16 protein-coding genes are annotated in these 19,098 nt (G+C 37.0%); 11 read left to right on the top strand and 5 right to left on the bottom strand.

The annotated features are described in order from the left end of the window. A complete protein-coding gene (locus JM83_RS09570) occupies window positions 1–942 on the top strand; it encodes a type IX secretion system membrane protein PorP/SprF (protein WP_144961586.1) in 942 nt (313 codons plus the stop codon). 13 nt (window positions 943–955) lie between these two features. Further along, window positions 956–2,575, top strand: a complete 1,620-nt coding sequence (locus JM83_RS09565) for an OmpA family protein (RefSeq protein WP_261376419.1) — start codon at window positions 956–958, stop codon at window positions 2,573–2,575. A 280-nt stretch (window positions 2,576–2,855) separates the two neighbouring features. Here the strand turns inward: JM83_RS09565 and JM83_RS09560 are convergent, their stop codons facing one another. From JM83_RS09560 to JM83_RS09550, 3 genes are all read right to left on the bottom strand, one after another. Next, a complete protein-coding gene (locus JM83_RS09560; RefSeq protein ID WP_144961582.1) occupies window positions 2,856–3,380 on the bottom strand; it encodes a DUF4136 domain-containing protein in 525 nt (174 codons plus the stop codon). A 248-nt stretch (window positions 3,381–3,628) separates the two neighbouring features. Beyond that, complete coding sequence (gene obgE, locus JM83_RS09555; protein ID WP_144961579.1) at window positions 3,629–4,636, bottom strand: GTPase ObgE; 1,008 nt, start codon at window positions 4,634–4,636, stop codon at window positions 3,629–3,631. A 228-nt stretch (window positions 4,637–4,864) separates the two neighbouring features. After that, entirely contained in the window at window positions 4,865–5,971 is a 1,107-nt protein-coding gene (locus JM83_RS09550; RefSeq protein ID WP_144961577.1) for an adenylate kinase, read from the bottom strand. 132 nt (window positions 5,972–6,103) lie between these two features. Here JM83_RS09550 and JM83_RS09545 point away from each other — a divergent pair, with 132 nt between their 5' ends. From JM83_RS09545 to JM83_RS09525, 5 genes are all read left to right on the top strand, one after another. Beyond that, window positions 6,104–7,264 (top strand): 5-(carboxyamino)imidazole ribonucleotide synthase, encoded by a 1,161-nt coding sequence (locus tag JM83_RS09545; protein WP_144961575.1) that lies wholly within the window; start codon window positions 6,104–6,106, stop codon window positions 7,262–7,264. Between the two features lie 38 nt (window positions 7,265–7,302). Beyond that, window positions 7,303–7,785 (top strand): 5-(carboxyamino)imidazole ribonucleotide mutase, encoded by a 483-nt coding sequence (gene purE, locus JM83_RS09540; protein WP_144961573.1) that lies wholly within the window; start codon window positions 7,303–7,305, stop codon window positions 7,783–7,785. Window positions 7,786–8,015: 230 nt separating this feature from the next. Continuing rightward, window positions 8,016–10,049: a M3 family metallopeptidase gene (locus tag JM83_RS09535; protein WP_144961571.1), complete on the top strand. Its 2,034-nt coding sequence runs from the start codon at window positions 8,016–8,018 to the stop codon at window positions 10,047–10,049. 91 nt (window positions 10,050–10,140) lie between these two features. Then, window positions 10,141–10,692, top strand: a complete 552-nt coding sequence (locus JM83_RS09530) for a sigma-70 family RNA polymerase sigma factor (protein WP_144961569.1) — start codon at window positions 10,141–10,143, stop codon at window positions 10,690–10,692. Between the two features lies 1 nt (window position 10,693). Continuing rightward, entirely contained in the window at window positions 10,694–10,951 is a 258-nt protein-coding gene (locus tag JM83_RS09525; RefSeq protein WP_144961567.1) for a hypothetical protein, read from the top strand. Here JM83_RS09525 and JM83_RS09520 read toward each other — a convergent pair. Then, window positions 10,938–11,756 (bottom strand): hypothetical protein, encoded by an 819-nt coding sequence (locus JM83_RS09520; protein WP_261376418.1) that lies wholly within the window; start codon window positions 11,754–11,756, stop codon window positions 10,938–10,940. The two genes, JM83_RS09525 and JM83_RS09520, sit on opposite strands and share 14 nt — an antisense overlap. 127 nt (window positions 11,757–11,883) lie before the next feature. Between JM83_RS09520 and gcvP the strand changes: the two genes are divergently transcribed. From gcvP to JM83_RS09500, 4 genes are all read left to right on the top strand, one after another. Next, window positions 11,884–14,733: an aminomethyl-transferring glycine dehydrogenase gene (gene gcvP, locus JM83_RS09515; RefSeq protein ID WP_144961563.1), complete on the top strand. Its 2,850-nt coding sequence runs from the start codon at window positions 11,884–11,886 to the stop codon at window positions 14,731–14,733. Between the two features lie 195 nt (window positions 14,734–14,928). After that, window positions 14,929–15,987 (top strand): 3-oxoacyl-ACP synthase III family protein, encoded by a 1,059-nt coding sequence (locus JM83_RS09510; protein ID WP_144961561.1) that lies wholly within the window; start codon window positions 14,929–14,931, stop codon window positions 15,985–15,987. A gap of 1 nt (window position 15,988) precedes the next feature. Then, on the top strand, window positions 15,989–16,507 hold the full coding sequence (locus tag JM83_RS09505) for a class I SAM-dependent methyltransferase (RefSeq protein ID WP_144961559.1): 519 nt from the start codon (window positions 15,989–15,991) through the stop codon (window positions 16,505–16,507). Window positions 16,508–16,567: 60 nt separating this feature from the next. Further along, complete coding sequence (locus JM83_RS09500) at window positions 16,568–17,416, top strand: glycosyltransferase (RefSeq protein ID WP_144961557.1); 849 nt, start codon at window positions 16,568–16,570, stop codon at window positions 17,414–17,416. Window positions 17,417–17,418: 2 nt separating this feature from the next. On the opposite strand, the gene pafA is transcribed toward JM83_RS09500, so the two are convergent. Beyond that, window positions 17,419–19,071, bottom strand: a complete 1,653-nt coding sequence (gene pafA, locus JM83_RS09495) for an alkaline phosphatase PafA (protein WP_144961555.1) — start codon at window positions 19,069–19,071, stop codon at window positions 17,419–17,421. Window positions 19,072–19,098: the final 27 nt, after the last annotated feature.

Below are 19,098 nucleotides of genomic sequence, written 5' to 3'. Positions count from 1 at the left end.
ATGAAAAATAATATAACAAAATTCTTAATTTTCACAGGCATTATCCTTATCTCTTTTCAAGGAATGTCTCAGCAAGACCCCTTATACACTCAGTACATGTACAACATGAGTGTATTGAACCCTGCGTACGCTACCGATGATCCGGGAATGTTAAAATTGGGTGGTATATATAGATCTCAATGGGTAGGAATTGATGGTGCTCCAAGCACCGCCAATTTCTTCGCCCACACTCCCGTGAGCGAGAGAGTAGAACTTGGTTTATCTATTGTACGCGATGAAATTGGAGATTGGGTAAAGGAAAATAACATTACTGCAGATTTTGCATATGTATTGCCTTTAAACGAAACCAATAAATTGTCTTTAGGGATTAAAGGTGGATTAACAACTTTTGATGCCAATATTTCAGGATTGATCCTAAATCAATTGGATGATCCGGCTTTCCGTGAGAACGTTAACGAGATCTTTCCAGTGGTGGGCGTTGGAGCTTACTTTTTTGGAGAGAAATACTATGTTGGCCTTTCTGCACCAAACCTTCTTACATCTAAATATTTAGAAAATGAGGAAGGTTTAATAGCTCTTGGAGAAGAGAACATCCACTATTTTGTAACAGGTGGATATGTGTTCGATATCAACGAAAACTTCAAACTAAAGCCTGCATTTATGGCTAGAGGTGTGCAAGGAGCTCCATTATCTGTAGATATCACTGCAAACGTTTTAATGTTTAATAGATTGGAAGCTGGTGTGGGATACAGATTTGGCGATGCAATCACCGGACTTGTAAACTTCGCGGTAACTCCACAAATTAGAGTTGGATATGCATACGACAGAACAACTTCCAATCTTGGAAATTATAACGATGGAACCCACGAATTCCTTTTATTGTTCGATCTAGACCTATTCGGATTGTCTAAAGGATATGACAAATCACCTAGATTCTTCTAAAACCAGAAACAACATGAAAAAATTATACAGTTTTATATTAATAGCGGTTATTAGTTTCTCCGGTTTTGCCCAAAATTCTGAGATCAAAAAAGCCGATAGATTTTTTGCACAGCGAGCATTTATGGATGCTACTGATGCATATGAGAATGTAAATAACAAAAACCAGGAAGTTCTTCAAAACCTTGCAGACTCTTACTTTTATACCAACCAAATGCAAAATGCATCAGAGGTATATAAGAACTTGTTCCTTAAGCATGGAGAAGAAGTCGCTGCTGAATACAAATTCAGATATGCGCATGCTTCTATGGCAGTAGGAAACTACAAAGAGGCAGATAAGTACTTTTCAGAATTCTCCGGAAAAACAGTTGATTTCGAAAAATTTAGAAAAGAACTAGACACTACCGTTTCTCACGTATTTACTTCTAACCAAGTGATGAACAATGCTGCTTCTGCAGATTTTGGAATTTCATTCTATGGAGACGATAAAGTGACTTTTGCATCTACCAGAAACACAGCCCGTCCTTTATATCCTTGGAACAAAAAACCAACATTGGATTTGTACACGGCTACAACAGATGATGAAGGTCAATTGAACGAAATTGTTCTTTTCCCCGGAGACATCAATACAGACTCTCATGAAAGTTCTGCTACTTTTAGCAAGGACGGAATGACCATGTATTTTGATAGAACCAATGATAAGCGAGTAAAAGTAGATGACGATAAGATTGCCCATGTTAGCCTTTACCGTGCTAAAATGGTTGATGGAAACTGGTCCAACATAGAAAAACTTCCATTCTCCAGCGATTCTTATTCTGTAGAACACCCAAGCTTAAGTGCAGATGGCAAAAAGCTATATTTCGCAAGTGACATGCCTGGAACCAATGGTTCTTTCGATATCTACATGGTAGATGTTAACGAGGACGGATCTTTTGGAACTCCCCAAAATTTGGGAGCTGGAGTAAACACCGCTCACAGAGAGCAATTTCCTTTTATTAGTGAAGAAGGAATTCTTTACTTCTCATCAGATGGACATCAAGGTTTTGGTAACTTAGATATCTACAAGTCTGAAGGTGATTTTTCTGAAACCAAGAATTTAGGCGCTACTATCAATAGTGGATTCGATGATTTTGCATATGTTGTAAAAGAAGGAGAAGATACAGGATGGTTTGCTTCCAACAGAAGGGGCACAGATAACCTTTACAATTTCTTAAGAGAAGACTATACACCACCAGTAGTAGAGATTGAAGAGAGAGAAACCAATACCGAAACTGGAAGACAACAGTTAAGGGATGTTGGAAACATTTACTTCGACTTTGATAAAGCAACCATCAAAAAAGAATCTGAAGTTACTTTAGATAAAGTGGTGGCAATCATGAAAAAATACCCAACATTAAATATTGAAGTAGGATCTCATGCAGATGCTAGAGGAACAGATAGCTATAACATGGCTCTTTCTGAAAGACGTGCTGCTGCTACTTTAGAATACTTGGTGAATCATGGTGTTGAAAGAGATCGTTTAACCTCCAAAGGTTACGGTGAGTCCATGCCATTAAATGACTGTACTAAACCTACAGGTTGTACTGAAGCACAATATGCTAAGAACAGGCGTAGTGAGTTTACTATCATGAATTAAAAAAGTTGCAACTAACTAACCAAGAAAAAGCCCCAGGAAATTGGGGCTTTTTTATTTTATGCGCTTAGCTAACTTAAGAAACCTGCGAGCATATATTACTAACAATGATTAGAAAACGCACATATATTTTAGAACATATCTAATTCCATTTTGATTAAGATTCATTTTAAAAACAACTCTTTACAATCATTTTGGAATACTAGTTTGTTAGGTTTAAGTCTTTATTCTTGCCTCTTTTAGTGAAGCGGTCTTAACTCTTTAACCGTACATGCTAATGGATTTACTTCTTATTTGGAGGATAGCCTTTTAATGCCTTTTGAAACATTGTTCTTAATTGATTTTCCCGCTCTGCTGGAGAACCATTCCTATCAAATGGAGATTCCACAATGGCCTGCCAAATTAAAGCATCGGTTTTTACATTTATAAGATCGAAGGTTACTCTTAAATAGGTGTTCGACCCACCTATCGGGATTCCACCGGAAACCCCAACTCCAACATTTCTGCCAGTACCTCCTACCCCAATTCCAATATTATTTCTACTGGGTTCTTCGTATGAAGTTGAATAAAAATTTAAATACACATCTGGAGATTCTGAAGTAGTAAATCCGATTTTATTCATTTCTGAATCCAATACAGATAACATCCGCTGTTCATCCAACTGACTCAAATTGGATTTTAGATCTGGATAGATTTGAAAGGTATTTATGGAATTAAATTCCATATTTTGATCATAGTCATAAGTAGCTCTAGGAGCATTACAAGCGGAGACTATCAGTAATAAAAAAAGGTGTTTTAAATTTTTCATGGGATGGTTTTTACTGAAAGTTAAGCAAAAATCATCCCACGAAAAGTTTTAATAATAAAATTTTATGTATGTCTGTTTTTACTCATAAAATCAAAATTAAGAATAAATCGTCATGCTGTCCCGAAAGCTTTCGGGATGGTTTCAGCATCTAACATGAATAGTACTTTACACTCAACTTAGACCCTGAAACAAGTTCAGGGTGACGTCCAAATTTTAAAGTATGACTGTTTACGGATATACATAAAATTTTAAGTAGTTTCAGTATTCAACATTTCCCAAAGTTTATCCTTGAGTTCCATTAAACCTTGTTGTGCTACCGATGAAATAAATAAATACGGTGCTTTAAGTCCTTTATCTAAAATAACTTTCAGTTCGGCTTTTAATTCTTCATCCAACATATCACATTTAGAAATGGCAATTAGACGATCCTTATCCAACATCTCCGGATTATATCTTCTAAGCTCATCCAAAAGGATCTCATATTGCTTAACAATATCCGGCGCATCTGCCGGAACTAAAAACAGCAAGGTAGAGTTACGTTCTATATGGCGTAAAAACCGATGTCCAATTCCTTTACCTTCCGCAGCGCCTTCAATGATCCCAGGGATATCTGCAACCACAAATGTTTTAAATTCCCGGTATTCCACAATTCCTAGATTGGGTTTCAGGGTAGTAAATTCATAATCTGCGATCTTTGGTTTCGCGGCAGTAATTACAGATAGTAAAGTAGATTTCCCTGCATTTGGAAAACCAACCAAACCTACATCTGCCAAAATTTTAAGCTCCAAAGTAACATCTACTTCCTGTCCATCTATTCCAGGCTGTGCATATCTTGGAGTTTGGTTCGTGGAAGATTTAAAGTGCCAGTTACCTAAACCCCCTTTTCCACCCTGCGCTACAATACGCTCTTCCCCATCATCCGTGATCTCGAATAAGACCTCTTCTGTCTCTGTATCTCGAACCACTGTTCCTAAGGGGACTTCAATATATTGATCGGCTCCATCTGCACCAGAACTTCGCTGCTTAGATCCGTGAGATCCGTGCTCTGCTCTTGCGTGCCTTTTAAATTTAAGATGAAAAAGTGTCCAAAGGTTTTTATTCCCTTTTAGGATAATATGGCCTCCACGACCACCATCGCCACCATCGGGTCCACCTTTTGTAATATATTTTTCCCGACGTAAATGCGCAGACCCTTGCCCTCCTTTTCCGGAAGCCACATGGATCTTTACATAATCTACAAAATTCCCTTCTGTCATTGTCTTCTATTGTTTTGCGATTTCACAATCGGTTTTCGTAATCCTAAAATGTTATTTAATGTACCTCCGCTTTTTGTCCTAATAAATATTTCGTCACCCTGAATTTATTTCAGGGTCTCCGTATTGCATTGATATATATTGTTTTGAGATTCTGAAACTCCCGAACAGTCGGGACAGAATGACGTTTTTTATCAGTTTAAGATACTTTACAGATAATCAAATTTAATTTTATAAAGAATCGATTACTTTACTAATTCTTTCTGTAATTTCAGAAATAGATCCTACTCCATCTACTCCAAAATATTTGTTTTCTTTTAGATAAAACTGCTTTAATATCGCAGTTTCTTCGTAGTAGATATGAATCCTATTTCTTATAATAGCTTCATCTGCATCATCCTTTCTCCCAGAAGTTTTACCTCTTTCCAAAAGACGCTGCACCAGCACCTCATCATCTACCTCTAAAGCAATCATCGCTGAGATTTGTGTGTTTTTCTCTTTCATCAAGCCTGCAAGGGCTTCTGCCTGCGCTACGGTTCTTGGAAAGCCATCGAAAATAAAGCCGTTAGAGTCCGGGTTTTTATCCACTTCTGCTTCTAACATTTTAATTGTAACATCATCCGGAACTAGTTGTCCCTTGTCCATAAAGGATTTCGCATGCAGTCCTAGCTCCGTTTCATTTTTTATATTATATCTAAACACATCCCCGGTAGAGATATGAATCAATTTATATTTTTCCTTCAAAAAGTTTGCTTGGGTTCCTTTTCCTGCCCCAGGAGGGCCAAATAACACCAAATTTGTCATGTTTTCTTTTTTAAGTTTATAAACTTGCGTTAGATTTCGGCCAAGGCCATCATAATCTAATCCATATCCCACAATAAAATCATTGGGGATTTCCATTCCTATATAATCTATACTGAATTTTTTTTGATATGCTTCCGGCTTAAAGAATAAGGTTGCAATGCGAACATCCGCAACGTTTTCTTTTTCCATCATTTTATAAATGGTAGCCAAAGTGATCCCTGTATCCACAATATCTTCAATTATGAGCACGTGCCTGTTTTCTAAAGAGAGATTTAAACCAACCAAGGTTTCTACATTTCCGGTAGTTTCTGTACCCTTATAAGACGCTAGCTTCACGAATGCAACTTCACAATCCCCTTCAAAACCCTTAATAATTTCTGAAGCAACCATAAAAGCACCATTTAACACCGCCAAAAACACCGGGGTTTTCCCCTTAAAGTCTTGGTTGATTTGCGCAGCCATAGCATCTATAGCTAGTACTATTTTTTCTTCGGAAATAAAGGGTTCGAACTTAAGATCGTGTAACTGAATCACTAGTATAAAATTAAAACAGCAAAGATAGGGATTCTTATCATCCTAACACCTTAATAAATAAATGCATTTGTGTTACAATCTTTCGAGTATTCCAGCTTAAAAAATTATTTTTGCGTAAACATCGTAATCGCTATGATCAATTATTTTTCTTCAGATTTTAAATTGGGTATTTTAGGCGGTGGACAACTGGGGAAAATGCTTCTGTATGAAACAAGAAAACTGGATATCAATACTATAGTTATGGATCCAAGTGAAGAAGCTCCCTGCAAAATTTCAGCTAATACTTTTATCCAGGGAGATCTAATGAATTATGAAACTGTTCTCGATTTTGGGAGAAAAGTAGATCTATTAACTTTCGAGATAGAATCTGTTAATGTTGAAGCTTTAAAGCAACTTGAAAAAGAAGGTATTAAAGTGTATCCTTCTTCTGATACGTTAGAAAAAATTAGCGATAAGGTAGTTCAAAAACAATTCTACTTAGATAATGGCCTTCCAACCGCAGTTTTTTCAGCTTTTAATTCGAGAGCGGAATTACTAAAAGCATTTTCCGAAAACCAAATCTCATTACCCTTTGTCTGGAAAAGTGCGACTGGTGGTTATGATGGAAGAGGTGTAATGATCGTGAAATCCAAAGAAGATCTCACTCAGGTTCCAGATAGAAAATGTTTAGCTGAAAAATTGGTTCCTTTCAAAAATGAATTAGCAGTTATTGTAGCACGAAATCCTTCAGGCGAAGCAATCTCCTATCCTGTAGTGGAAATGGAGTTTCACCCTGTTGCCAATCAGGTGGAATACGTAATATGTCCTGCAAGGATTGAAGCATCTATTTCCAAAAAAGCTCGAGAGTTGGCAGAAAAAATTTCCGCTGCTTTCAAACATGTTGGATTGTTAGCTGTTGAAATGTTTTTAACTCAAGAAGATGAATTGGTTGTAAATGAAGTAGCACCGAGACCTCACAATAGCGGGCATTACAGTATTGAAGCTAGTTATACCAATCAATTTGAGCAACATTTAAGGGCCATTTTAGACCTACCCTTAGGTAACACAGAAAGTAAAGTTGCAGGAATAATGGTAAATTTATCCGGGGAAAAAAATCATACAGGCGCTCCTATTTACAAGAATATGGAGCAAATCCTGAAAATGCCGGGAGTAACTCCGCATATTTACGGGAAAAAAGAAACCCGGCCATTTAGAAAAATGGGTCATGTTACCATTGTAAACAAAGATCTTAGAACCGCAAGGACTATTGCCGAAGAGGTTAAAAACACCTTAAAAGTAATTAGCGAGAACTAAAGCATCAATTTAGATCGTACATTTTTAAAATATAACAAATGAGTAAAGTAGCTGTAATCATGGGCAGTACCAGCGACCTGCCAGTAATGCAAGAAGCCATAGATATTTTAAAAGGCTTCGATATCGAGGTGGAAGTAGATATTGTTTCTGCACATCGTACCCCAGAAAAGTTGTTCGAATTCAGTAAAGCTGCACATACCCGGGGAATTAAAGTAATTATAGCTGGTGCCGGTGGTGCAGCGCATTTACCTGGGATGGTAGCTTCATTATCTCCGCTTCCGGTTATTGGTGTACCGGTAAAATCGAGCAACTCCATAGATGGCTGGGACTCTGTTTTATCCATATTACAAATGCCGGGAGGAGTTCCCGTGGCGACAGTGGCTCTAAATGGGGCGAAAAATGCCGGAATCCTAGCTGCTCAAATCCTGGGAAGCTCGGATAAATGTATGCTGGATAAAATATTGGTATATAAAGAAGGTTTAAAACAAAAAGTGATAGAAGGAACAAAAACTATTAAATAGCAAGAAAGCCACATAAAATGTGGCTTTCTCTGTAGTACTTCTTCGTTAAAATTATCATTTATTAACCATTCTAAATATATTATTCTAAACTACAAAAGACTACTTATTATATTTTATTCAACCTTTTATTGCAAGGCGCAAAGTTACATAAAATTTTAACATATTAATAATCAGGTTTTAATATATCGCTACAATGCGATTTTAGCCCGTTTACATAAACAAATTAGCTCATGAACAGTTATAATCCTCTTCTTCAAGAATTCGATTTTGCTCCATTCTCGAAAATAAAAACCGAACATTTTAAACCAGCTATCACTCATGCTATAGAAATTGCAAAAACCGAAATTGAACAAATAGCAAACTTGTCTTCGGCTCCTACTTTTAAGAACACCGTTGAAGCTTTGGAGTTTTCAGGAAAAAAATTGGATAGGATCACCAGCATCTTTTTCAATTTGAATTCGGCAGAAACCAATGAAGAGATCCAAAAAATCGCTCAGGAAATCTCTTCTTTACTTTCTGAATTCAAAAACGATATTATTTTAAACGAAAAGCTTTTTGAGCGGGTAAAAGCAGTTTTCAATAAAAAGGATAGCTTGGAATTGAATGGTGAGCAACTAATGTTGCTTGATAAAAAATACAAAGCTTTTTCGAGAAACGGGGCAAACCTAAATTCAGAAGACAAAATCAAATTGAGGGAAATTGACAAAAAACTATCTTCCCTTAGCCTTAAATTTGGTGAAAACGTATTGGCCGAATCCAATAAATTTGAACTGCATTTAACCAACGAAGCAGATCTTGAAGGTTTGCCAGAACATGTTAAAGAAGCTGCAAGAGAGGTGGCAAGTTCTAAAGAGAAAAAAGGCTGGATCTTCAGTTTAGAATATCCCAGCTACATTCCATTTATGAAATATGCCAAAAACAGGGAGTTAAGAAAAACAATGGCCCTTGCCTTTGGAGCGAAGGGGTTTCATAATGATGAACTCGATAATCAGGAGCATGTGCTTCAAATTATAAAACTAAGATTTGAGCGCGCTAAATTATTGGGGTATAAATCTCATGCCGACTTCGTATTAGAAGAACGAATGGCTAAAAACCCGGAGACTGTAACCACTTTTTTACAGGAATTACTAGAAAAAGCAAAGCCAGCAGCTTTAAAGGAATTTTCTGAACTGGAAAACTTCGCTAAAGATCTGGAAGGAATAGAAAAGCTTCAAAAATGGGATGCTTCCTATTTTCAGGAAAAATTGAAACAGAAATCATTCAATCTGGATGACGAAATATTGAAGCCCTATTTTCAGCTTAATAATGCAATAGAAGGAGTATTTACGGTGGCTAAAAAGCTTTACAACTTAACTTTTACTCAAGTAACCAATATAGATGTCTATCATAAAGATGTAAAGACATATCAGGTTACCGATAACGAAGGAAAAGAAGTGGCACTTTTCTATGCCGACTTCCATCCCAGGGCTGGAAAAAGGGACGGAGCATGGATGACCGTTTACAAAAATCAGGAAATAATAAACGATAAAAACAACAGACCACATATTTCTATAGTTTGCAATTTCACAAAACCAACCAAGAACACGCCATCCTTATTAACATTTAATGAAGTGACCACCCTATTCCACGAATTTGGACATGCACTACATGGGATGTTGGCCAATACTCAATACCCAAGCCTTTCCGGAACCAGTGTTTACTGGGATTTTGTGGAGCTGCCTAGTCAAATATTAGAAAATTGGTGCTACGAGCCAAAAGCGCTTCAGCTTTTTGCCAAACATCATGAAACTGGAGAAATTATTCCGCAGGAATTAATAGATAAGATCAAGAAAGCCTCTAATTTCCATGAGGGAATGGCAACTTTGCGCCAAATAAGCTTTGGAATGTTGGACATGGGCTATCATGCCGGAGATCCTTCATCTATTTCTAATGTTAAGGCACATGAAGATGAAGCTTTTGAAGGCACAAAACTTTATCCAGATGTGAAAGAAAACTGTATGAGCACTTCATTTTCGCACATTTTTCAAGGAGGATATTCATCTGGTTATTATTCCTACAAATGGGCAGAAGTGTTGGATGCCGACGCCTTTGAATATTTCAAAGAAAATGGGATCTTTAATCCAGAAGTGGCTAAAAAGTTTCAGGAGACAGTACTTTCCTTGGGAGGAACAGAAGATCCAATGACCTTATACAAACGTTTTAGGGGGAAAGAACCACAACCAGATGCTTTGTTAATAAGGGCAGGGTTATTGGAAAAGCAATAAAAACCTATATTATCTTAAATATATCTTATCTTTCAATCAATGGTTTGATATCAAACTTTTCTTAATTTTGAGTAAATAATGTTATTTGCCTATGTCGATTAATAAAATAGATCCTACTAAATGGGTAGATAAATATTCCGATTATCTCTTCAATTTTACTATTGTAAGGGTGAACGATCGGGAGTTGGCTCATGATCTTATTTCTGAAACATTCTTGGCAGGCTTAAAATCCATGAAAAATTTTAAAGGCGAGGCGACCGAACGTACTTGGTTGATCTCGATTTTAAAAAGAAAGATCATAGATTATTATAGAAAAAGCAATTCTAGAAAAGGAAGGGCAGAAATCAAGATTCAATATAACGACGATTCCAATGAAGGAGATTGGTTAGAAGAAAATGCCCCAGACAGATTTGACAAGACGGCTGAAGATGTAATGGAAAATGAAGAGTTGGGAATAGCTATCTTGGAATGTATGGAGCAATTAACCGAAAAGCAGGCCAAGATTTTTAAAATGAAAACTATAGATGGTTTTGATACTGAAGCTATTTGTAATGAGTTTAATATTACCCCGTCTAATCTTTGGGTAATAATTCACAGGGCACGAACAACTTTAGCACAATGTTTGGAAAAAAACTGGTTTTAATATGGATACAAAAAAGAGACTTTTAATAGATTGCTCAGAAGCTGCATATTGTTGTGATAAAAACCAATATAAGGAAGCTTCTGTCACCGAAAAGCTAAAGATGTTATTGCATCTTATTTATTGTAAGAAATGCAGAAAATATTCCTCCCATAATCGCCACCTTACAGAATTGATTGAACGATCCAATATTAAGACCTGTACTGAGGAAGAAAAAAAAGAATGGCGAGAAGAAATCGAAAAAGAAATTACCAGTATATAAATTGCAATCCCAAAAGCAATAAGCACCATAAAATGGGCACCCCCTCCACCCAAAGAGATGAATAAAGTTTTGTTTGCCTTATTCCAGCATTAATTATTAGAGCACTTAACAACACGGAAATCAGAATTAAAGAAATTGCGCTTACAAGACTAAATTTTATTTTTAAAAATTCCAGCAGAATTATGATGGATAAGGCTATAACACCAATGATTTTAGTCCTTCGCACCCCGAATATTTGCGCCACAGTTTTTAAATTGGCCATATCGAACTTTAGATCTCTAATTTCAAATGGGAGGGTTAACGCAAATACAAAAAGAAATCTTTGGGTAAATTCAATTAGCACATCCCATTGTATCAAGTCGGTTTTACCAATTAAAGGCAACAGTACCGTTACTCCGCTCCAAACAAATGCAATGACATAGATCTTTATCCCGGATAGCGCCCTTAAATTCTTTCCGCCACCAAAAAAAGGCAGCATATAAAGCATGGTAATAAAGCCCATTAGTACTGAAAAAATAATAACATTCAACGATACTTGAAACAATACATAGAGCAAAGAGATAAATATGAAGAATGAAAAAATTTGAATAATCCGAAGGTTCTTTGTGAGGCTTAAATGATGTAATCCAGCAATTCCGGCATACTTTACAATATTATAGCCCGTGATGGTCGCTAGAAATATAAACAAACATATATTGAAGTCTATTGAAAGCTTAAAATCAAGCATTGTTATAATTGCTAGGCTCACTACTGCTAAAGCTACATGAATACTACTACCAATATAAAAATTAAGTATAGGTTTCAAGTTCATTTATTAACTGCTTTACCCATCAAAAATAAGCTATAAAATCTTAACAAGTCCAAGGAGCTAAATTGCAAAAACTTACGTTTAAAATATGTAATTTTGCAGCACCAAACACAACTTAATTTTAATGAGAACAGATTCTTTTGCACTTAGACATATTGGTCCCAGGGAAAGTGAACTTTCAGAAATGCTTTCCACCGTTGGGGTCTCCTCTTTAGATCAGCTAATTTACGAGACAATCCCGGACGATATCCGTTTAAAATCTCAATTGAAACTTGATACAGCGCTAAGTGAAAATGAATATGCCGAGCATATTGGAGAGCTGGCTTCTAAAAACAAAATATATAAATCTTATATAGGCTTGGGATATCATCAAGCTATTATGCCAGCGGTGATCCAACGCAACATTTTGGAAAATCCGGGATGGTATACTGCCTACACCCCCTATCAAGCAGAAATTGCCCAGGGAAGACTAGAAGCATTATTGAACTTCCAAACCATGATTGCAGATCTAACTGGAATGGAATTGGCGAATGCCTCCCTTTTAGACGAATCTACGGCTGCGGCAGAAGCGATGGCATTATTATTTGCCGTAAGAGAAAGAGATCAGAAAAAAAATGAAGTTGTGAAATTTTTTGTTTCAGAAGAGGTGTTGCCACAAACTATTTCCCTTTTAAAAACCAGGGCCATTCCACTTGGAATTGAATTGGTTATAGGGGAGCATACAAAATTCGATTTTTCATCTGAATTCTTTGGGGCAATCCTTCAATATCCAGGAAAATCCGGTCAGGTTTTCGATTATTCAGGGTATGTTTCTAAATGTAAAGATGCAGGAATTAAAGTAGTGGTTGCTGCAGATATTTTGAGCTTGGTAAAATTAGAATCTCCAGGACATTTTGGAGTAGATGTAGTAGTTGGAACCACGCAACGTTTTGGAATTCCGTTAGGGTATGGCGGGCCACATGCGGCTTATTTTGCAACCAAAGAAGAATACAAAAGAAGTATCCCGGGAAGGATTATAGGGGTAACCAAAGATCTTAATGGCAATCGTGCCTTAAGAATGGCGCTACAAACCAGGGAACAACACATAAAAAGGGACAAAGCGACTTCCAATATTTGTACCGCTCAGGTATTGTTGGCCGTAATGGCTGGAATGTATGCTGTATATCACGGGCCAAAAGGACTGGAATATATAGCAAATATCGTTCATGCTTCAGCATATACTTTAGATCAAAAATTAGAAAATTTAGGTTTTAGTCAGCTTAACAAATTTTATTTTGATACGCTACAGGTAAAGGCAGATGCCAAAGCAATTAAAGTTTTGGCGGAAAAAAACAAGATCAATTTCTATTATCCGGATGCCAAAACAGTTGTGATCGCTTTAAATGAAACAACCACGATTAAAGATCTTAATAAAATTGTTTCCGTTTTTGCAGAAGTTGCACATACAGAATTTAATGTTATTGAAAAATTATCCGAAGGAAATTCTATTCCTTCATCAGTAGATAGAAAAACTGAATTTTTGACCAACGCTGTTTTCAACACTTATCATTCAGAAACAGAATTGATGCGCTACATCAAAAAACTGGAGCGTCAAGATCTTTCATTAAATCACTCCATGATCGCTTTGGGTTCTTGTACCATGAAGTTGAATGCAGCTTCGGAAATGCTTCCTTTAAGCAATCCACAATGGGGAAATATTCATCCTTTTGCACCTATGGACCAGGCTGAAGGATACCAAATAGTTTTAAAAAGATTGGAAGGCCAATTAACTGAAATAACAGGTTTTGCAGGTACTTCCTTACAACCAAATTCTGGAGCGCAGGGAGAATATGCAGGATTAATGGTGATTCGTGCCTATCACGAATCCCGGGGGGATTCACAGCGAAACATTTGCTTGATCCCTTCTTCTGCACACGGCACCAATCCTGCATCTGCAGTGATGGCCGGAATGAAAGTGGTAGTAACAAAATCTACGAAGGAAGGAAATATAGATGTAGATGATCTTAGAGAAAAAGCATTAAAATATAAAGATAATTTAGCAGCTTTAATGGTAACCTATCCATCTACTCACGGGGTATATGAGTCGGCTATTAAAGAGATCACCCAGCTGATCCATGATAACGGAGGCCAGGTTTATATGGATGGCGCCAATATGAATGCACAGGTTGGATTAACCAACCCAGGTGCTATTGGAGCCGATGTTTGTCACTTAAATCTCCATAAGACCTTTGCAATCCCTCACGGAGGGGGTGGACCAGGAGTTGGGCCAATATGTGTTGCAAAACAATTACTTCCTTTCTTACCAGGGAACCCTGTGATAAAAACGGGTGGAGAACATGCAATCACAGCTATTTCTTCAGCACCTTGGGGATCTGCTTTGGTATGCCTTATTTCTTATGGCTATATCACAATGCTTGGGGTGAACGGTCTTCAAAAAGCTACAGAATATGCTATTTTGAATGCCAACTATATTAAAGCACGTTTAAAAGATCATTACCAAACCCTATATTCTGGAGAAAGGGGCCGTGCAGCCCATGAGATGATCGTGGATTGCAGGCCTTTCAAAACCAATGGAATTGAAGTGGTGGATATTGCTAAAAGACTAATTGATTACGGTTTCCATGCACCAACTGTTTCCTTTCCTGTTGCAGGAACCTTAATGATTGAACCTACAGAAAGCGAAAGTAAAGCAGAATTGGATAGATTTTGTGATGCATTGATCTCTATTCGTAAGGAAATCAGCGAATCATCTACTAAAGATGAAGTAAATATTTTAAAGAGCGCACCACATACACTGGCAATGCTTACTGCAGATATATGGGATTTTCCATATTCTAGACAACAAGCAGCATTCCCGTTGGAGTATGTGGCAGATAATAAATTTTGGCCTGCTGTTCGCAGAGTAGATGATGCTTATGGAGATAGAAACCTTATTTGCACCTGTGCTCCAATTGAAGAATATATGGACGCATAAACATATGTGAATAACAGGTATAAAATTAAACCTATGGATATTTTATATTTCAAGGCGTTATAATTATCATTTTAATAATTATAACCGCGAAATTTACTAATACCACAAAATGTATCAATTTATCTAAATCCTTGAGGATTACTTAGATTGCTTTTAGTATTTTAGTTGTTGTAATTACAAAAAACCTCGGTTTCAATGAGCATAAAGATAACAGGTTTAGGAAGTTTTATTCCAAGCTTAAAGAGAAAGAATTCAGACTTTTTGAAACATGAATTTTTAAATTTAGATGGATCAGGTTTTCCTCATGCAAATGAGATTACTATTGAAAAATTCAAAGCGATTACCGGAATTGAAGAAAGAAGGTATCTTGAAAAAGATCTAAGCACTTCGGATATGGCAACTGTAGCTGCTCAAAAAGCTATCGAAAATGCTGGTATAGATCCAGAAACCCTAGACTATTTGATTGTTGCCCATAATTACGGGGATGTTAAATATGGCAGTATTCAAAGCGATACGGTACCTAGTATTGCCACCCGGGTAAAACACAATCTTAGAATTAAAAATCCTAAATGTGTGGGTTACGATGTGCTTTTTGGATGCCCAGGCTGGATAGAAGCTGTAATACAAGCTCAAGCCTTTATTAAAAGTGGCATGGCCAAGAAATGCTTGGTTATTGGAGCAGAAGCACTTTCTAGAGTGGTAGATAATTACGACCGGGATTCCATGATATTTTCAGATGGAGCTGGAGCGGCGATCTTCGAGGCTTCCGAAGAGCCTGGTGGGATTCTTTCCCATAGCTCTGCGACTTATGCCTATCAAGATGCGCATCATATCTACTTCGGAAAATCCAACAGAAATGAAGAAGATGATGACACGAGATATATTAAGATGAATGGTAGAAAGATTTACGAATTCGCTTTAACACATGTACCTGAAGCGATGAAATCTTGTTTGGAAGAAAGTGGAAAGTCTATTGAAGATGTAAAAAAAGTATTTATCCATCAGGCCAATGAAAAGATGGATGAAGCCATTATAGCCCGTTTTTACAAGCAATATAAAATGAAAGCTCCGGAGAATGTAATGCCAATGAGCATTCATGAACTCGGAAATAGCAGTGTAGCTACAGTTCCTACGCTGTTGGATTTGGTGATCAAAGGTAATATTCCCAACCAAAACCTCGACAAAGGCGATGTTATAATTCTTGCCAGTGTTGGTGCCGGCATGAATATAAACGCGATGGTTTACGAATACTAAGATGTACGAAAATACATTTCCGAACAAAAGATTTAAAAAAACATTGGAATTTCTCGAAAATGCTGTTCCGGCACCTGCAAAGGTTTTGGATCTGGGTGTGGAAAACCCATTTTCCACTATCATGCAATCCCATGAATATTCGGTTACCAATACTTCAGGAGACGATCTAGACCTATATCCACTAGTAGATTCAGAAAATGAATATGATGTAGTAACTGCTTTTGAAATTTTCGAGCATTTGGTATCCCCCTTCAATGTTTTAAAAAATATAAAATCCAAGAAATTGGTTGCTACTGTACCTTTGAAACTTTGGTTTGCCGATGCCTATAGAAGCAAGACCGATATGCGTGATAGACATTATCATGAGTTCGAAGACTGGCAATTCGATTGGCTGCTAGAAAAAGCAGGCTGGAATATTAAAAAAAGAGAGAAATGGACCAATCCGGTTCAAAAAATTGGATTTAGACCTTTATTAAGGAAGTTCACCCCAAGATATTACGCCGTATATGCGGAGCGATAAATTTTATTTTCTGAAATTTTATCCTCAACTTCAACTCCATTCTTTTTACAACGCTATATTTTGAAAATCTATATTGTAATACCTGCACATAACGAAGCTGAATTTATTGGCTTGACTTTGCAGTCTTTAGTAGATCAGACATACGCACCAGAAAAAATAGTGGTCGTAAATGATCAATCTAATGATGCCACGCCGAATATAGTTTCAGGATTTAGTGCTAAATATCCTTTTATCTCCTTGGTTTCCATCACCTCGACCGAAGCGCATCTTCCGGGAAGCAAAGTGATCAAAGCCTTCAAGGAAGGGCTTAAAACACTGGATGACGATTATGACATCCTATGTAAATTCGATGCCGATCTTATTTTCCCTGAAAATTATCTGCAAATTATCGTGAACAATTTTAAGGATTTTCCCGAAGTTGGGATGGTAGGCGGCTTTTGCACTATTCAAAATAATGGAGCATGGGTCCTGGAGAATCTTACCAATAAAGATCATATTAGAGGGGCTTTAAAAGCATACAGAAAAGCCTGTTTTAAGGACATTAACGGACTTAAGGCTGCTATGGGTTGGGACACTGCAGATGAGCTACAGGCTCAATTTTATGGCTGGGGAATTAAAACAGATGAAAGCCTTTTGGTAAAACATCTTAAGCCTACAGGAGCAACCTACAATAAAGCTTCCAAATATAAACAAGGCGAAGCATTTTATAAGTTGAGATATGGTTTTACTATCACTTTAATTGCTTCAGCCAAACTCGCTTACAGAAAAAAAGACTTCAGTCTTTTTCAAGATTATATCACGGGTTATTTCAGAGCAAAGAGAGAAAATCAGCCATTTCTATTATCTAAAAGAGAAGGAGAGTTTGCCAGAAGCCTCCGATGGCGAAAAATGTTCAAAAAAATATTCTAAATTTATTTCTCCAATACCTGTATTAAAGGCGTGCCAGTAGCTGCATTTGGAAATGCAATTCCCAAGAGCACGGAGATCGTTGGTGCAATATCCACTATCTCAGATCTTATTGCCGTACTTCCCTGCTTAATACCCTTTCCGAAGAAAATTAAAGGGGCATGTGTGTCATAGGAAAACCCGCTTCCATGGGTAGAACCTGTAGTTGTAGTATACGAGATCACGGCCGGATCCAGCACAAAGACCACATCCCCACTTCTTTTCTGGTTAAAACCATTTTGAATCAAACCAGAAATGCCTTCAGTATAATTACCGCTTTCTAGTTGATTTCTAGTAAATACCCTACTCACTTTTGGGTATTGTAAAATAAAATGGGCAATATTTTGTTCAAAGGACTTTCGATCTATTTCAGCATCTGCCAAATTCCTATAATTAAAAAATACCTGATAATTGGAAATAGATTCAATCAGATTTTCCTTCTTATATTTTTGAAAAATAAATTCCTTCAATTTTGTATCGAATTCAACATCATCAAAATATCCAGAAGGGATTTTAACAGAGGTTAAATAGGTTGGAACATCTCCCCCCCCATGATCTGCGGTTAGAAAAAAGGCGTAATTTCCATTTCCTACCTCTTCATCTAAATTTGCAAGTAGTCTAGCTATATCGAGATCCAATCGTAAATACGCATCTTCGATCTCTTTAGAATTCACCCCAAAATTATGTCCTATATAATCGGTGCTGGAAAAACTTACGGTTAGAAAATCCGTGAATTCATCTTTCCCTAACGCCTCACCTTTTATGGCAGCAATAGCAAAATCTGTGGTCAATGAATTTCCATAAGGAGTCACTTTTAAGAGATCATAATTTCCATTTTCTTTTTCCAACTTTTCTAGATCATAAGGAAAAGTGGCAGTTTTCTTACCGCTATAACCAGTTTCAAAAAGATTTTCATCTATGCCGCTTTCTAAATAGGAATCCAAATCCTTAAGGGCATCCCAAGGCTTCATATAAGAGAGCGCTGCGCCCGAAATATTGAAATCCTGAACCCATTTTGGCATTTCTTCCATATAAAAAGTACTGCTTATCCATTTGCCCTCTTCTTGGCCATGAAACCAATACGCTGCATTGGCTGTATGGCCAGCAGGCAATATTGCACCCCTATCTTTTAAGGCAATCCCAATTGTTTTTCCCCTCATTTGAGTAAACAATCTGTTTTCGTCTGCAATTGTGGTAGTGAGCATTCTGTGTGGAGACATTTTTCCTGCGGAAGCCAACGTGCCAAGAGGCTGTACATTTACATCTGTTACACAATAAATATATTGCTGCTCGAACTTGTTGTACCAGCTATTGCTGATAATTCCATGATTTTGCGGAGTAGTTCCCGTAAATACCGAGGCATGTCCTGGAGCGGTATAGGTTGGAATGTAATTAAAATGATTGTTCTTAAAGTTGAAACCTTCTGCAATTAATCTCTTAAACCCATCATTTTCATATTTATTCCAAAATCTGGTCAAATAATCATACCTCATTTGGTCCACAACAACCCCAACCACCAATTTCGGCTTATCTGGATTAATAGAATTATCTGGTTTGCCTTGAGCTAGGGAAGTAAAAGAAAGCGTTGTGATAAAAAGAATCGTGATGTAATATTTCATAAAATGGATAAACGATTAATAAGTATC

Source organism: Gillisia sp. Hel_I_86, assembly GCF_007827275.1.
Lineage (GTDB): Bacteria > Bacteroidota > Bacteroidia > Flavobacteriales > Flavobacteriaceae > Gillisia.
This window is presented reverse-complemented; position numbering and strand designations above follow the sequence as displayed.

Excerpts from the sequence above, each read along its gene's own strand:
- JM83_RS09510 (WP_144961561.1), top strand. The coding sequence starts at position 14,929 with ATGAGCATAAAGATAACAGGTTTAGGAAGTTTTATTCCAAGCTTAAAG.
- JM83_RS09530 (WP_144961569.1), top strand. The coding sequence starts at position 10,141 with ATGTCGATTAATAAAATAGATCCTACTAAATGGGTAGATAAATATTCC.
- JM83_RS09560 (WP_144961582.1), bottom strand. The coding sequence starts at position 3,380 with ATGAAAAATTTAAAACACCTTTTTTTATTACTGATAGTCTCCGCTTGT.
- purE (WP_144961573.1), top strand. The coding sequence starts at position 7,303 with ATGAGTAAAGTAGCTGTAATCATGGGCAGTACCAGCGACCTGCCAGTA.
- JM83_RS09570 (WP_144961586.1), top strand. The coding sequence starts at position 1 with ATGAAAAATAATATAACAAAATTCTTAATTTTCACAGGCATTATCCTT.
- gcvP (WP_144961563.1), top strand. The coding sequence starts at position 11,884 with ATGAGAACAGATTCTTTTGCACTTAGACATATTGGTCCCAGGGAAAGT.
- JM83_RS09545 (WP_144961575.1), top strand. The coding sequence starts at position 6,104 with ATGATCAATTATTTTTCTTCAGATTTTAAATTGGGTATTTTAGGCGGT.
- JM83_RS09525 (WP_144961567.1), top strand. The coding sequence starts at position 10,694 with ATGGATACAAAAAAGAGACTTTTAATAGATTGCTCAGAAGCTGCATAT.
- obgE (WP_144961579.1), bottom strand. The coding sequence starts at position 4,636 with ATGACAGAAGGGAATTTTGTAGATTATGTAAAGATCCATGTGGCTTCC.
- JM83_RS09535 (WP_144961571.1), top strand. The coding sequence starts at position 8,016 with ATGAACAGTTATAATCCTCTTCTTCAAGAATTCGATTTTGCTCCATTC.
- pafA (WP_144961555.1), bottom strand. The coding sequence starts at position 19,071 with ATGAAATATTACATCACGATTCTTTTTATCACAACGCTTTCTTTTACT.
- JM83_RS09565 (WP_261376419.1), top strand. The coding sequence starts at position 956 with ATGAAAAAATTATACAGTTTTATATTAATAGCGGTTATTAGTTTCTCC.
- JM83_RS09505 (WP_144961559.1), top strand. The coding sequence starts at position 15,989 with ATGTACGAAAATACATTTCCGAACAAAAGATTTAAAAAAACATTGGAA.